The sequence below is a fragment of the Fluviicola sp. genome (assembly GCF_029266855.1).
Classification (GTDB): Bacteria; Bacteroidota; Bacteroidia; order Flavobacteriales_D; family Crocinitomicaceae; genus Fluviicola.
Window position 1 is genome coordinate 76252 of record NZ_JAQSWB010000009.1, and the last position, 15975, is coordinate 92226.

17 protein-coding genes are annotated in these 15975 nt (G+C 41.9%); 13 read left to right on the plus strand and 4 right to left on the minus strand.

What is annotated here, in order from left to right:
* Nucleotides 1–19: 19 nt before the first annotated feature.
* From K0S23_RS16475 to K0S23_RS16485, 3 genes are all read right to left on the minus strand, one after another.
* The gene (locus K0S23_RS16475) at nt 20–241 is read right to left on the minus strand and encodes a GxxExxY protein (RefSeq protein WP_300359758.1); all 222 of its coding nucleotides are present in this window, start codon (nt 239–241) and stop codon (nt 20–22) included.
* Nucleotides 219–428 (minus strand): GxxExxY protein, encoded by a 210-nt coding sequence (locus K0S23_RS16480; protein WP_300359761.1) that lies wholly within the window; start codon nt 426–428, stop codon nt 219–221. The genes K0S23_RS16475 and K0S23_RS16480 overlap by 23 nt, the downstream gene beginning before the upstream one ends.
* Before the next feature lie 156 nt (nt 429–584).
* A complete protein-coding gene (locus K0S23_RS16485) occupies nt 585–1343 on the minus strand; it encodes a DUF475 domain-containing protein (protein WP_300359762.1) in 759 nt (252 codons plus the stop codon).
* A gap of 190 nt (nt 1344–1533) precedes the next feature.
* Between K0S23_RS16485 and uvrB the strand changes: the two genes are divergently transcribed.
* The 12 genes from uvrB to K0S23_RS16545 all read left to right on the plus strand — a co-directional run bounded on the left by uvrB (nt 1534) and on the right by K0S23_RS16545 (nt 13761).
* Nucleotides 1534–3564 carry an excinuclease ABC subunit UvrB gene (uvrB, locus tag K0S23_RS16490; RefSeq protein WP_300359763.1) on the plus strand — a complete coding sequence of 677 codons (2031 nt, stop codon included), beginning with the start codon at nt 1534–1536 and terminating at the stop codon, nt 3562–3564.
* A gap of 124 nt (nt 3565–3688) precedes the next feature.
* Nucleotides 3689–4069, plus strand: a complete 381-nt coding sequence (locus K0S23_RS16495) for a hypothetical protein (RefSeq protein WP_300359765.1) — start codon at nt 3689–3691, stop codon at nt 4067–4069.
* 119 nt (nt 4070–4188) lie between these two features.
* Nucleotides 4189–4500 carry a DUF3817 domain-containing protein gene (locus tag K0S23_RS16500; RefSeq protein ID WP_300359767.1) on the plus strand — a complete coding sequence of 104 codons (312 nt, stop codon included), beginning with the start codon at nt 4189–4191 and terminating at the stop codon, nt 4498–4500.
* 22 nt (nt 4501–4522) lie between these two features.
* Nucleotides 4523–5251 (plus strand): 2-phosphosulfolactate phosphatase, encoded by a 729-nt coding sequence (locus tag K0S23_RS16505; RefSeq protein ID WP_300359769.1) that lies wholly within the window; start codon nt 4523–4525, stop codon nt 5249–5251.
* Entirely contained in the window at nt 5220–6251 is a 1032-nt protein-coding gene (locus K0S23_RS16510; protein WP_300359770.1) for a zinc dependent phospholipase C family protein, read from the plus strand. The genes K0S23_RS16505 and K0S23_RS16510 overlap by 32 nt, the downstream gene beginning before the upstream one ends.
* Before the next feature lie 44 nt (nt 6252–6295).
* Nucleotides 6296–6802, plus strand: a complete 507-nt coding sequence (locus K0S23_RS16515) for an FKBP-type peptidyl-prolyl cis-trans isomerase (RefSeq protein ID WP_300359772.1) — start codon at nt 6296–6298, stop codon at nt 6800–6802.
* A gap of 64 nt (nt 6803–6866) precedes the next feature.
* Nucleotides 6867–7556, plus strand: coding sequence for a porin family protein (locus K0S23_RS16520; protein ID WP_300359774.1), 690 nt, complete (start codon nt 6867–6869; stop codon nt 7554–7556).
* 13 nt (nt 7557–7569) lie between these two features.
* On the plus strand, nt 7570–8940 hold the full coding sequence (locus K0S23_RS16525; protein WP_300359776.1) for a porin family protein: 1371 nt from the start codon (nt 7570–7572) through the stop codon (nt 8938–8940).
* A 21-nt stretch (nt 8941–8961) separates the two neighbouring features.
* The gene (locus tag K0S23_RS16530) at nt 8962–9645 is read left to right on the plus strand and encodes an alpha/beta hydrolase (RefSeq protein WP_300359777.1); all 684 of its coding nucleotides are present in this window, start codon (nt 8962–8964) and stop codon (nt 9643–9645) included.
* 195 nt (nt 9646–9840) lie between these two features.
* Nucleotides 9841–10617 (plus strand): ATP-binding cassette domain-containing protein, encoded by a 777-nt coding sequence (locus K0S23_RS16535; RefSeq protein WP_300359779.1) that lies wholly within the window; start codon nt 9841–9843, stop codon nt 10615–10617.
* Complete coding sequence (locus K0S23_RS16540) at nt 10614–11804, plus strand: ABC transporter permease (RefSeq protein WP_300359780.1); 1191 nt, start codon at nt 10614–10616, stop codon at nt 11802–11804. Before K0S23_RS16535 ends, K0S23_RS16540 begins: the two co-directional genes overlap by 4 nt.
* Before the next feature lie 178 nt (nt 11805–11982).
* Nucleotides 11983–13761, plus strand: coding sequence for an AAA domain-containing protein (locus K0S23_RS16545; RefSeq protein WP_300359782.1), 1779 nt, complete (start codon nt 11983–11985; stop codon nt 13759–13761).
* A gap of 141 nt (nt 13762–13902) precedes the next feature.
* On the opposite strand, the gene K0S23_RS16550 is transcribed toward K0S23_RS16545, so the two are convergent.
* Nucleotides 13903–15120, minus strand: coding sequence for a sensor histidine kinase (locus K0S23_RS16550; protein WP_300359783.1), 1218 nt, complete (start codon nt 15118–15120; stop codon nt 13903–13905).
* Nucleotides 15121–15218: 98 nt separating this feature from the next.
* On the opposite strand from K0S23_RS16550, the gene K0S23_RS16555 reads away from it, so the two are divergent.
* On the plus strand, nt 15219–15917 hold the full coding sequence (locus K0S23_RS16555; RefSeq protein WP_300359784.1) for a hypothetical protein: 699 nt from the start codon (nt 15219–15221) through the stop codon (nt 15915–15917).
* Nucleotides 15918–15975: the final 58 nt, after the last annotated feature.

Here is a 15975-nt window from a genome sequence, read left to right on the forward strand (position 1 = left end):
AGGCGCATAGGTCACATAGTTATTCTTGAAGGTTTTGATAAAGTTTATTGACAAGAGTTTTCTGATCTTCCCGAAAAATATTCAAACAATTGAAGTTAATTACAACACCCTTTGGCGAATCTAAGAGTTTCATATATGTTAACAATTGTGCCTCGAATATTGGTTCAATTGCTTTTGCAGCTTTAAGTTCTACAACTACAGAATCCGCTACATATAAATCACATCGTAATACTGTTTCCAATTGTTCTCCATCGTAATTTTACTGGAACAGTCATTTCTGTCTTGAATGGAATATTTCTATTTTTTAATTCGATCTTCATGCATTCATGATAAATACTTTCTAACAGACCTGGTCCCAATTGATTATGAACCTCTATAGCAGCTCCGATTATATCATAAGTAAGTTGGTCTAAATAAGATTTTGTCATATTGTTAGGAATAATGATTCTCTAATTAATATAACAAAAATTCATGACATACTTATCTATGTGTCTTACCTACCCATGCGGTTAGTAGAAAATACTATACACATAGAAAAAACTATGTGACCTATGTACCTATGTGGTTAAAATAACAAGCTGAGATTACTTTTTCTTCTTAGCCCGGAAGAAAATGATCGGAACGATAAAGATCGCAAGCGTTAACCCTGAAATGAACAAGTCAAACTGTTCCGATTCGATCCATTTTGTTGAAGGAACGAGATGAACGAGCAAGGCCAGGCACAATTTGATTCCAAGAATTCCAATCACCAGGAAGGCCGAATTTTCCAGGAAGGGATACTTCTCCATCAAAATCACGAAATACTTCGCCACATAGCGCATCGCCAAAATTCCAATGAATACCCCGATACAGATTAGGATGATATTGTCTGAGTATGCTACAACTGCGAAGATATTGTCAATTGAAAATACGATATCCATAAATTCAACAGCTAAAACTGTCGACCAGAAAACTCCGATCACTCCAACAGTTCCCCGATAAATAAAACTTTTTTTGGTCTCCTCTACCTCATCATCAATCTCCTGCTGGACACTTTTCGCCGCGAAATGCTTTATTGCCATGTAGATCAGGTAGGCACCGCCGATCGGTTTGAACCACCAGATGCTTAAAATGGATTTCACCATGATCAAAGCGAGTCCCCGGAATATATACGCTCCAAGAATCCCGTATTTCAACGCTTTTTCCTGCTGTTCCTTTGGAAGACCTTTCACCATGGTTGCAAGCACTGCTGCATTGTCGAATGACAGAATAATTTCAAGAAGTAAAATCCCCAGAATCAATAAAATGGCATTGACCGGGTGCTCTGTCATTAGTGCTGCAAACTCATTGAATTGTTTCATCATAGGACCTTGAATAATCTTGATTTCTGTTTTTCGACGAAATGCAAAGATACTTTATAATTCAAAAGTCAAAATGCAAAAGTCAAAAGAAAGTGGAAACCCTTTAATTGAGAAACAACTTTTTATTGTGAAGATTGACTTCAAACCTTCTCAATCCTCCATTTTGAATTTTGAATTAATTATATTTGTTATTATGGATTTCCAACTCACTTCTGAATTTAAACCAACCGGTGATCAGCCTGTTGCAATTGAACAATTGGTCAGCGGAATTCGCCAGGGTCATTTTGCCCAAACCCTGCTGGGAGTAACCGGCAGCGGGAAAACATTTACCATGGCCAATGTGATCCAGCAGGTGGAAAAACCTACTTTGATCTTATCGCATAACAAAACACTTGCCGCACAGCTTTACGGAGAATTCAAGCAATTTTTCCCGAATAACGCGGTAGAATATTTCGTGAGTTACTACGATTATTATCAGCCGGAAGCATATTTGCCGGTAACGGATACTTACATCGAAAAGGATTTGCAGATCAATGATGAAATTGAAAAACTGAGGCTGTCCGCCACTTCTGCCCTGCTTTCAGGCCGGAGGGATGTGATTGTGATTGCCTCTGTGAGCTGCATTTATGGTATCGGTAATCCGAACGAGTTTGCAAATTCGATCATCCCGATCCGGATCGGGCAGTCGTTTCCAAGAAATAAGTTCCTGCTTCGCCTGGTAGAAAACCTGTATTCCAGAACGGAAGCCGAATTTAAACGCGGAACCTTCCGTGTAAAAGGAGATACGATCGATATTAACCTGGCCTATGCCGATTATGCCTTACGAGTAGAATTCTGGGGAGATGAGATTGAACGTATCCGGACAATTGATCCGGAAAACAATTCCGAAATAGAGGTATTCCAGGAAATTAATATTTACCCGGCAAACATTTTCGTTTCCAGCCCGGCAACTACCCGGAGAGCCATTGACCAGATCGGTGAAGACATGGTGATCCAGGTTGAGAACTTCAGGCGGGAAGGAAAACTGCTTGAGGCGAAACGTCTGGAGGAACGCACTTCTTACGATATGGAAATGATGCGGGAATTGGGTTACTGTTCGGGGATCGAGAATTATTCGCGCTACTTCGATCAGCGTGCACCCGGTACACGGCCTTTCTGTTTATTGGATTACTTCCCGGATGATTACCTGATGATCGTCGATGAAAGTCACGTGACCATGCCTCAGATCCGCGCCATGTATGGTGGTGATCGTGCACGAAAGATCAACCTGGTGGAATATGGTTTCCGTATCCAGGCAGCCATGGACAACCGTCCTTTGATGTTTGACGAATTTCAATCGCTGATCAATCAAATCGTATATGTTTCCGCTACACCGGCAGATTTTGAATTGGAACAATCCGAAGGTATTGTGGTGGAACAGCTGATTCGCCCGACCGGCTTGCTGGACCCAATCATTGAAGTCCGCCCGAGTTTGAATCAAATTGACGACCTCATTGAAGAGATGCAGGTCCGGATTGAAAAGGATGAACGCACACTGGTAACAACTCTAACCAAACGAATGGCAGAGGAATTACAGAAATACCTGGACAAATTGGGAATCGCCTGCCGCTACATTCACTCGGACATCGATACGATCGAACGGGTTGAGATCTTGCGCCAGCTGCGCTTGGGTGAATTTGATGTATTGATCGGAGTAAACTTATTGCGTGAGGGCCTCGACCTTCCGGAAGTCAGCCTGGTAGCTATTATTGATGCCGACAAAGAAGGTTTTCTCCGCAACGAACGGTCCCTTGTACAAACAGTAGGTCGTGCGGCACGTAACGTAAATGGACGCGTGATCATGTATGCGGATAAAATGACGGATTCCATGGCACGAACGATTTCCGAAACGGAACGCAGAAGAGCCATGCAGATTGCCTACAACGAAGAACACGGCCTGGTTCCTACCGCATTGAATAAATCCAAAGAAGTGATCCTGAAATCTACCAAAGTGGCTGACGGTGATCCGGATACACGTGCACAGAAAGCAAGTTATACACCTTATGAGCCCGGAACGGGATTATTTGCAGCTGAACCAAAGGTGAACTACAAAGATCCGGAAGAATTGGAAAAAGCGATCGTTGCGAAACGCAAACAAATGGAGAAGGCTGCTAAAGATCTCGACTTCATTGAGGCTGCACGCTTAAGGGACGAGTTATTTGAACTACAGGCCCGTAAAAAGTAAATTTATTTAAAGAACATGATAGGATAAAAAGACTTAAGATGAAAGACTAGAGACTTTAGACAGAATCCTGTCTTTTGTCTTACGTCTTCAGTCTTTTATATCTAATACAAGTAAAATCCAAAAAATGAAAAAAACAATCCTGTTTGCTACCGTGTGCCTCCTCTTGCTTGCCTGCAACAAACCATTGGTGAAATACAATTCCGACTTTGAAGGAACCTGGTACAGTGAAACCCAATACAACCCGACCATGCAAAAATTTGTCGGTGATGAATTAACATTCTCCGGTAAGGATGGAACATACCAGGTAGACTGCGCAGATACCTGTGGCACAAACCTATGCGACTGTACCGGAAAACTAACCGGAAAAGCAGAGATCAACCAGCAGCGAACCATTATCCGCCTGAATTCCCAAACTCCGCGCACTTTTAGCCTGGATGCAGAACCTTACGAACAAGGAGGTTCGTGGTTCATGGAGATTGACGGGAAAACGTACAAGAAACAATAATGGTCTATTGAAGACAAAATGGGTGTACGGACGCGAAGCATCGCGTCCTATACTACAAATTTTTCGGCCAACCGTACCACCACTTCCTCTCCAATGACTAAATTTGCCACCAAAAAAATATGAACTTCAAATCTGCTTTGGGTGCATTGCGCATCGTTGGGTTTTTGGAAGGGATTTCCTTTCTTTCGTTTTTGATCACCATGCCTTTGAAATACATGATGGACATCACTGCTCCCAATAAAATTGTGGGAATGGGTCACGGAATCCTTTTCATTGCCTATGTATTTTTAGTATTCTGGGCATCTACCGAAACCAAGTGGGATACCAAAACCAAATTCTGGGCTTACCTGGCTTCTTTGCTTCCGTTCGGGACCTTCGTTGCAGATGCCAAGATCTTCAAACCGACACAGGAATCACTGAAATCCATCTGATTTTAGTACCTTCGCCCTGATTATGGATACAAGAAAGCTAGTCGAAGTTTGCTATACTCCCGGTGAGTACGCTTATTTTAAGGGTGAATTTGAAATTGTGGTAGTGATCGATGTGCTCAGAGCAACTTCTGCTATTTGTGCTGCATTCGACAATGGAATTGCATCCATTATCCCCGTTCCTACGGTAGAAGAAGCCTGGGAATACAAACAAAAAGGCTTCCTGGCAGGTGCTGAACGAAAAGGACAAATCGTAGAAGGTTTCGACTTTGGAAACTCCCCTTTTTCTTACATGAAAGAAGAATTCAAAGGCCAGGAGGTTGTTCTGACAACTACGAACGGAACCAAATCACTGGATGTGGCAAAAGATGCTGAAATTGTGGTGGTGGGTTCTTTCCTGAACCTGAACTATTTGAATGCCTGGCTGGAAAAGCAGGACAAGAATATTTTATGCCTTTGTTCGGGATGGCAGGATAAATTCAACCTGGAAGATACGATCTGCGCCGGGGCTATTTGCGATCACCTGATCAATACCGGAAACTTTACCTCTGTAGAAGATTCTTCCATCGCTGCAAAATACCTATATCTTTCAGCGAAAGACAATTATCTCGGATTTTTAAAGTCAAGTTCGCACAGGAGACGATTAAAAAACTTAAATTTGAATGAAGACATCAAGTATTGTTTGACGCCAAATCAAACAGACGTGATTCCAATTTTAAGAAATGGCAAACTGGTCAACATTTCGGAGAACTAACTTTATTCTGCTATTTTCCCTGCTCATTTCGGGTTTGGGAAACACTTCTCCGCTACCCTATAATACACTGGCACATTCCAATCTTTGGGGTTTTTTCGGCCACAAACGAATCAACCGCGTGGCAACTTTTACACTGCCCCCGGAAATGTTCGGTTTTTTCAAGGAAAACATTGAGTTCATTACGGAACATGCCGTAGACCCGGATAAAAGACGCTATGGAGTGGATGGTGAAGCCCAGCGGCATTATATCGATATTGATCATTACGCAGTAAACGGACAAGATCCCTTCGAAGCTGTTCCGAAAAAATGGAGCGAAGCAGTTGCCAAATTCACCGAAGACACCTTGCAGGCTTATGGAATCGTACCCTGGCATATCCTGGTGATGAAAAACCGTCTTCAAAAAGCTTTTGAATCAAAAAATATCGACCTGATCCTGAAAAATGCAGCAGAGATCGGCCATTATATCGGTGATGCACATGTTCCTTTGCATACTACGGAGAATTACAATGGTCAGTTGACTGGTCAGCGCGGAATTCATGGTTTATGGGAAAGTCGCATTGTTGAGATTAATGCGGAAGAATACGATTACTTCGTCGGAAAAGGAAAATACATTCCCAATGTCCTGGATTTTGCCTGGGAAGCGGTCAAAGCATCCAATGCTGCAGTAGATTCGGTCCTTACGATCGAAAAAGAATTGACGGCTGAATTTCCGAGCGATCAGAAATACACTTATGAAACCCGCGGGAATGTGGTGATTCAAACCTATTCCAAAGCCTTTTGCGACGAGTACCAAAAGCGCATGAACGGAATGGTGGAACGACGTATGCGCCAGGCAATTATCGCTGTAGGTTCTATTTGGTACACGGCCTGGGTGGATGCCGGTCAGCCGGATTTAGCAAAATTAACAAATAAGCCCCCTTCTGCCGAACTCCTGAAAGAACTGCAGGAATTGGATGATTTGTATCAGCATTCCGACCATAAAGGAACAATTTGTGATTAGTTTGCACGAATTTACATTACCTTTATTCCCAAATTATTGAAAATATGACAGTAGACACGAACACGGTGGTTTCCTTGCATTACAAGTTGACCAATCACAAAACTGGTGAACAAATTGAGGAAACATCGGAAAACCAGCCGATGGAATTTTTATATGGAATTGAGCGCATCATTCCTTTATTCGAAGAAAATATCCACGGTTTAAAAGCTGGTGATACTTTCGAATTTTCAATTCCATCTGCACAGGCTTACGGTGACAAAAATGATGATCACGTAGCACTTATTCCGATCTCTGTATTCTTTGACGAAACAGGTAAAGTAGACGAAACACAGATTAAAGTAGGCGCGGTTTTACCTATGACAGATAACGAAGGAAATCATTTGAGAGGAACGATCCTTGACATTAAGGACGATACGGTTACTATGGATTTCAATCACCCGCTTGCAGGAACGGATTTGTTCTTCAAAGGAACGATTTTAGCTGTCAGAGCAGCAACCCAGGAAGAAATTTCACACGGTCACTCACACGGTGAGCACGGACATCACCATTAATAAATAAAACGCCGGACAATAAACCCGGCGTTTTTCGTTTTATATCCCTCAGAACTAAACTAACATGAAAACCATTTTAATCATTCTCTCATTTATTTCGATCGGAAGCATGACTTCCCTTCGCGCGCAGAACAGCATGTTTGATCTTGGCCTGGAAGGCGGACCGAACCTGAGTACTGTACTGATAAACAGCACCTTGTTTAATTTCGACCCGGAACCCGCCATTTTTGGCTCGGGAGGATTCATTTTTCAATACAACTGTAAAAACTTTCTTTCCTTCAAAACAGGAGTATCCTATCAGCGAAAAGGATTTCAGTTAAAGGATATCTTATTTACAGATGCTAACGGGAACCAAATTGGAACGGGAGAAATAAGCTCACGACTGGACTATTTGACTTTCCCTATTTTGGTGAAAGCCAGTTTTGGAAAAAAAGTCCAGTTCTTTGTCAATGCAGGTCCATATGCCGGCTTTCTTTTGGCAAAAACGGATCGAACAACATTAAACACTTCCGAGAGCGAACAAGTCTTCAAAGACCACAGCCTAAACGGCTTAAATCGCTGGGATTTCGGGATTGCCGGAGGAATCGGGATAGCCATTCCAATCAGAACATATTGGGTGATTTCCGCAGAAGTACGTAACTATTCCGGAATCTTAGACATTGCTACCAGCAGTAATACACAATGGCGCACAAATACAACCGACCTACGTATTGGTGTAGCATACAAATTAGGCTTTTATAAGGATGAAGAATAGATAACTGCCAACCATGAATCAAGGATTAAAAGCGATAACATTATTAGTAGTTTTCACGGCAAATTTCGCACAGGCTCAAAAAAACAAAATTGAACTGGGAATTGAAGGCGGGCCCAGTATTACCAACTTGCGCGGCCCAAAAAGCACGTACAAATACGAACCTATTGTTTTGAGTTCTGCCGGATTTTCATTCCAGTATCATTTCTCGAAGTTCATTTCTCTCCTTACAGGACTGAATTATGAAGCTAAAGGTTATACTTCAACAGTAAAGCATGAGCCTTGGTATATTGATACGACTTATCAAGTCGGTTTTTCTGCACGCTTTGATTACCTGACTCTACCACTGACGGTGCGTCTTACTTTCGGTGAAAAAGTAAAATTCTTCTTCCATGCGGGGGCATACATGGGAATTCTTCTGCAAAAGCATGACAAAACAACCGGAGATCAGTCTAATTTCGATCCTTATTATTTAAAAGATGAAGCTACCAATTACCGCAATTTTGACTTCGGAGTATCCGGAGGGATTGGAATTGGAGTTCCAATAAAAGAACGCTGGACACTTTCATTGGAAGCAAAAGGAAATTACGGCTTAACAGACATTCGAAAACGTTCTTCAGGATTGTATCACAACCAAGGATTGGCATCCACCTATTCCACAAGCCTTTTACTTGGAATTAGTTACTGGATCAATCCTTCTGATTCGGATGATTCTCACTCGAAACACGACAACCGTTATGAATTCGGAATAGAAGGTGGTGCCAATATTTCACCTTTTATTGAAAACAAACCTTATCGGAACAATGATCTCAATTATTCAACTATTCAAATCAGATATGGAAGCTCGGTTGGACTTAGCTTTCAATGGAATACGCGTAAACGTTTCTCTCTGAGAACAGGAATCATGTTTCAGCAAAATAATTATTCGTTCAAGACTCGTTATAGTGATGCCGGAACAGGAATAGTTGGTTCAGGTAAGGGCAGTCATCAGTATGAATATTTAACTCTACCGGTACTAGCACGTTTCTCGTATGGTCAGAAAGCTCATTTCTTTTTCAATACGGGCTTATTTGTGGGTGTTTCAACGAAACAAAAGGAATCTGCGGAAGGAACAATGTATTATCCGTATGCTGGAGGAACAACAACAGACTACAAAAGCACTTCTAATAGCATCCCTGATTTTCAACCCATTGATTTCGGTTTAATTGGAGGTCTTGGAATAGAAGTTCCCATCAAAAAGAAATGGAATGTTTCATTAGAAATCCGCGACAACTTCGGGTTGATTAATGCCATTAACCAAAATTATTATTCGCGTACAGTACGAACCCACTCATTGAACCTTCTTTTTGGGATATCCTACAAATTGGGCTTTCGGGAAACAAAGTAAGGAATTCATTATCTTTTCAGCATGGAAAAACCTGCTTGCTATATATTCTCAGGGTTAGGTGCAGACGAACGGGTATTCGATCAAATTGATTTTGGTGTCTTCACTCCTGTATTCATTCCATGGGAACCCTTAAGCTACAGAAACCAGACACTTGAATCTTATGTAAAACAATTAAGCAGGCATGTCAAAACCCCGGATCCCATTCTTATCGGGATTTCCTTCGGAGGAATAATCGCCCAGGAAATGAGCTCTTTATTCGGGAATTGCCCGGTTCTTATTTTATCCAGCGTTAAAATGCGATCCGAACTTCCGTTTTCAATGCGATTCAGCGGCGTGATCGGTCTGCATAAACTTATACCGATGAAACGGGTTTTAGGAAACAAATCTATCAATCACTGGCTTTTCGGGACGCAAACAGATCAAGAAAGAAAAACCCTGGATCAGATCCTGGCAGATTCGGATCCTGTTTTCACCAAATGGGCCATTCACCAGGTGGCTAACTGGGAAAGAACTGAAAAAATCCCGGCAAAAGTGCTTCATATTCATGGGGAAGCAGACAGAATCTTCCCAATCAGAAAGGTCACTCCCGACTATATTATCCCGGGAGGAACTCACTTCATGACCGTTTCCGAACATGAAGAAGTAAGTAAAGTGATTCAAGAAGCATTGAGAAGACTTCATTATTCTCTCCCCTTGAGGGTCTGACCACTCTGACGAGTATCAGACTCCGTCATGAGGAGACTAAGAGGGGGGGCATTCCTCCCTTTCAAAGAGGGAATAGGAAATATCGCACCAAGTTAAACCTCAAATTAAACCTTTCATCCTAAAAAATCACTTTCATCCCGTATTAACTGGTATTCCTTCCGACAACTTATTAATTTAGTACCATAATCTCACTCTATGATTCAAATTTCGCATCTCAGTAAATCCTTTACCTTAAACAGGCAACAAAAGAAAGAATTGGGGACCACCCAGAATTCCGTGCTTGCCGTTGACGATATTAGCTTCGAATGCCTTCCGGGAAGGGTTCATGCTCTGCTTGGTCCCAACGGAGCCGGAAAGACAACCACACTGCGGATGCTGTCCACGATCTTTAAGCCCACTAAGGGAACAATCCTTATTGACAATGTGGATGCGGTAAAAGATCCGCAGGAAGCACGAAAGCACATCGGGTTTTTAACAGGTTCCGCCGGACTTTATGCACGGCTGACACCTAATGAACTGATCTCTTATTTTGGTGAATTATACGGCGTTCCGAAAAATGACATTGAAATGCGCAAAAAGAAATTGTATGACCTGCTCGACATGCATGATTTCCAAAACAAACGGATTGGGAAACTGAGCACCGGAATGAAGCAGAAAGTTTCTATTTGCAGAACCATGATCCATGATCCGCAGGTAGTCATATTTGATGAACCTACAAGTGGGCTGGATGTCATTACAGCCGAAAACATCATCCAGCTGATCCGCGATTGCAAGAACCAGGGGAAGACCGTTATTTTTTCCAGTCACATCATGGGAGAAGTGGATCTTTTGTGTGATGATATCACAATCATTCATAAAGGCAAAGTTTTGTATAACGACACCATGGAAGCGTTCAGAGCACAGCAGCAAGCTCCGAACCTTACAGCAGAATTTATTCGAATTGTTAACGACCAAAAAACCGAACTGGCATGATTTTCACCGTATTTAAAAAAGAATTGCGCGATACTTTACGCGATCGCAGAACGATTATGATGATGATCGTTATCCCAACATTGGTGTTCCCACTGATCATGAGCGTTTTTATGTCTGTTTCGGAAAGCTTCCAGAAAGAAGCGGCAGAGAAAAAGGTGAAGATCGGTTTGGTAAGCAACCAGGTGGGAAGCCTGGAAGCAGATTTACTTAAGGTTCCAGAAACACTTGGAAAAAGAGAGTTTATCCCGTTTACTGATACCCTTTCCCTTGTCCGTGCCATTCGGGCCGATTCTATTCAGGTAGGAATTTATGTTCCGAACAATGCCGAACAGCTTAAAGAAGCAATGAAACCTATTTCCGTAACTGTTTTTCACGATGGAACGGATCTGGGAATGAAAGAACGGGCAGACGCTTACCTGACATATATCCAGGAAAACTGGAAAAAAGAACGCTATGCCGAATTGAAAATCGACGAAGCGAAAATCACTCCCTTCATCCTGGCACATTCCAATGTAGCTTCCAGCAAAGAAATGATCGGGAAATTGGCAGGCGGTTTTCTGCCCTACCTGTTCATAGCTTTCGGATTTATGGGCTGTATGTTCCCTGCAATCGACTTGTTTACCGGTGAAAAAGAACGTTCAACGATCGAAACCCTGTTAACTACTCCTGTTCCGCGTTGGAAAATTCTTTTCGGGAAAATGGGTGTTGTAGTGCTTTCCGGTTTGTTGGCGGCAACCTTTAATTTACTTGGAATTTATTTGTCAATAGAAGTATTCAACATGGTAAAAGATCCGGTTGTGCTCCAGGCGATCAAAGACATTCTTTCACCGACCTTCATTATCATGCTTTATGCCCTGCTTTGTCCTTTGATCATTTTCTTCGCTGGAATCATGATCCCGATTGCCGTGCGGGCAAAAAGTTTCAAAGAAGCACAGAGTATTATTTCTCCGCTCAACTTATTGATCATTTTACCTGCCATGGTCGGATTTTTCCCCGGTGTGGAACTGAACGAGGTAACTGCATTAATCCCGGTTGTAAACATTGTTTTGGCAACAAAAGAACTGATTGCGGGAACTCTTGAATGGCACCTGGTAGCAATGGCCTTCGGAGTGATGGTCCTATTGGCAGTGATTGCAATCCTGCTTTCTTACCGCAAATTCGAAAACGAGAATAATGTTATTTCGTAACGAGTGAAGTAATTTAGATTTCCCACGGAGGAACACAGAGGAACATGAAAGTTCATTATTTTATTAAATCTTGAAGATTGAATTATGTATTTTTTTCTTCTGTGTCCATCCGTGCACGTCCGTGGGAAATAAAGTTAGGTTAAGAGTTAAGCTTATATTCGCAAGCTAAAAACAGATCATGCAGTCGATACACCCTCATTTGGAACAAGCGGTCAAAGAAGAAATTTCCCATTCGCAGTACCTCGCGGCAGAAAACTTAAAAATTTCTCCGAATGAATTGCGAAAACAGGGATTGAGCGTGTTTCCCTGTGAGATTGCAGATATCCGCAGTGGAATCGATGGTGATTTCTACCAGCTGGAAACTTCTTTTGTCATTAACAATACTTTTTTCAAAAGAGGTGCTGCTGTTTTGCTATATCTTGAAAATAAAAGCTACAAAGCGCGGATCGTTGAATTGAATGCGTATTCCCTCCTTTTATTTTGTAAAGAAGAAATTGACGGAAATATACGTGAAAACTCAGTACGTGTAGATTTCACTCCGGACGACCGGACATTGGAATGCATGCAGTTCGGACTGCGTTTCCTGAAAGAACAGAAACACCTGCAAGAGATTGAAAGCAGTCTTCAGGAGAAAAAAGAAAACCATGCATTCGTTCACGAAACACTTAATCCTTCCCAGCAGGCAGCCGCCGGTGCTATTTTAAATAATGAGTTGAGTGCCGTAATCCAGGGTCCTCCCGGAACCGGAAAAACTCATACGCTTGCTGTTGCTATAGAAGAATTGGTCAAACGCGGAAAAAAAGTGCTTATTACTGCACCAAGTAATACCGCCGTCGATAACCTGTGTAAAAAGATTATCGACTCGGCTGTTTCTTTGCTTCGCGTTGGGAATAACGAGAAAGTTGCCCCGGAGATAATCCCTTATACCATTGATGCATACCTGGATTCCGGGAAGGCTGCACAATACAGTCAGAGTTTAAAAAAACAAATTCAGAAAGCAGAACAGGTAGCAAACCGCCACATCCGGAATTACACCAAAGAAGCTGCGGATGAACGTCGAACGGCCCGGAAGGACTTGCGCGAACTGCAAAAAGAGATCCGTAAACTGGCTCATGATTCGGAACAACAGCTGATAGATACGAGTTCGGTCATTGCAGGAACACCTGTAGGTTTGTTCAATCAGCTCTCCAAAAACCACACTTTTGATGTAGTGATCATGGATGAAGCGGGGCAAGCTTTAGCACCGTTGACCTGGCTCGTAGCAAGTTTTGCTAAAAAACTGGTACTCTGCGGCGACCCACAGCAATTACCGCCTGTTGTTCTAAGTAATAAAGCCGTAGAATTGGGTTTGAACAAAAGTTTACTTGAAACAGTCAGCGAAATCCTGGCACCGGTCTTATTAAACGAGCAGTACCGCATGTCGCCGGAAATTGTTTCAGTGATCAATCCTTATTTCTATCACAACCTGCTTCAAACTGCCGCAGGGATTCCAGCCGGTCAGATCCAGTTTATTGACATGGCCGGATTTGGAAACGGGGAAACTCAAAATGAAATGACCGGAAGTTTTGAAAATTGGGACGAAATAAAAGTAATCGGTAAACTGATCGAATCGGAATCTCTTGATCCGGAACGAACCGTCATCCTTGCCCCCTATTCCGCCCAAATTGCACGCTTGCAAAAAGAACTCGGAAGTGAATGGAAAGTTTCCACTATTGATGCCATCCAGGGACAGGAAGAAGAAAATATCGTAGTCAGCCTGACGCGTTCAAATCCCGAAGGCATCATTGGCTTTTTAAAAGATTACCGCAGAACGAATGTGGCTATTTCCAGGGCAAAAAGAGCCTGTTACATCATTGGTGACAGCGCAACTTTGGGAAATGATCCTTTTTATTCGGAATTGATCCATGAAATTGAACAGAACGGGGTTTATCGGAGCGCTTGGGAATTCGATATCTAATTACGAATTAGAGTATTGCCTCAATGATTAATTGACGATAAACGGAAACTAACCAAATTGAGAAATGGGGTATTTAATAAATTACTTTATTCGTAATTCGTATCCCGATAGCTATCGGGAAGTAATTCGTAATTCTAAAAATTAAACGTGTAAGTGCGTATTCACTGAATAATCAATGATTTTGATCTGAAAATTTGCGCCGGAAGTTTTGACTGTATTCTTACCGATGATAAAACTTGCATCAATTTGTTCGCATAAGGAGCGGATCAGCTCAAATCCAAGCGTGGAATGACTATTTTCTCTATCGGGTTTAATTCCCGGTCCATTATCGGATACGTCAATCTGAAGGGAATTTCCACGTAGGGAAACATGTATGGTAACGATTAACTTTTGTTCGGGAACAACAGCATGCTTATACGAATTCGTGATCAACTCATTCATAATTAACCCGATTGGAACGGCTTTGGAGATTGGCAGGATCAATTCATTCGAATCTACTTCCAGTACCACATCTGCATCACCACCAAATGCATGTTCTACATTCCTGATAAGTTCCACCAAATAATCCATCATGTTCAAATTCCCGACCTTGGATCCGGAATACATTTGCTGATGAACCAAGGCCATGGAATAAACCCTTCCCCTGCAATCTTCCAGGGCATCAATCACTTCCTGCGAATTCGAATTATTCTTTTTGATGTTAATTAAACTGGTAACTATGTTCAGGTTATTTTTCACCCGGTGATATAACTCTGCCAAAAGAAGCCGCTTCTCTTGAATCACCTGCTTAATCTGCTCTTCCTGTTTGATATTTAACCAGGTGATCACCATGATCTGCATTAATCCGCAAAAGTATGCAAACAGTCCGTTAAACACTTTCAGCGTAGCCATCAATTCCGGATCTACTGTTGTCGGATAATAGTCCGATCCAAATACAACCAGGAAACCGATTGTAAGAAAATAAACCACAGACCAGGCGATCAGATGTCCAAATAACTCTTTTCTGCCATAAATCTGGACAATCGAAAGTGTTAAAGGAAAAAAATACATCATCACATTACTTTCCAGTTGCATATACAAGGCTGCAACTCCCAAAAGATAAACACCGATTCCAAAAAAAAGGTAAGATCCGAGGATAAATTTTCCCCGATAACTCAATAAAACTACACCCGCAGCAAGACCCAGAGCAATGAAAAAATGGATGTTTAAGGACTGAAAACCAATGAGATTAAACACAATCAGTGAAGCAACAATATTGAAAGAACCAATCAGATTTAGGAAATTGACCTTTCGAACTAAATCCTTCTCCCATACATGGGTTGTCTCAGGCCATTTTAGTCCTAATTTGTTGCTTATCACCCGTTTCAGTTTTGGCTAAGATACCAACATTTTTCAAAAAAATTGCGGGATATTCAGATAAGCTATATACATTTGGGGCAAATTAACAGACTCGATTCATGCCAATTCAAAAGACTTTACTGCACGCAGTCTTGCTTCTTACATTTTTGTTTGTCACCAATTCCGCTGATGCTCAACCATATGTTTTAGGAAACCGGAAACCTTATTCGTGGATGATCGGTGTAAGCTGGACAGCTGTTGAAGATGACGGTCGTGGTTTATGTCAGCCTTTTGATGTGGCACAGTCCTGGAATTACGAATATTTCCCAACCAGGCTCTTTGTTGACAAATACTTTAAATACGGATTGAGCGCAGAATTTTCAGGCGCATTTGTTACTTACCGTGCCGGAAAACTGATCAATGATTCCATCAATCGCTCCGGTGTCTTTCTATCTCTTGATCTGAATTGCAAATACAGCTTTTACCCTTTAATTACTCCACGCTGGATCGATCCTTATGTTTCGTTGGGAATTGGAATGACACAACGCACTCCAATGCCAGGTGTGAGCAGCTTAACCGGAAATGTTGGTCTGGGAGTAAACCTGTTCTTTTTTCGTGGTTTAGGTTTCCAGATACAAACATCGGGGAAATTCGCATTTACGGGTGGTACTTTGGCAGGCGGGAGTTATCTACAGCACAATGTCGGCCTGGTTTACAAATTCAATTCGGGTAACCGCGGAAAAGAAAACTTCAACAAGAAGCGCTACAAGTGGACGAACAAGAAGGTGAAATACAAAGGAAATAAACGCGGAGGATAGTTAATTAATTATCAATGGTTTAGTTAATAATCATTAAGAATGATCTAAGCATATACTT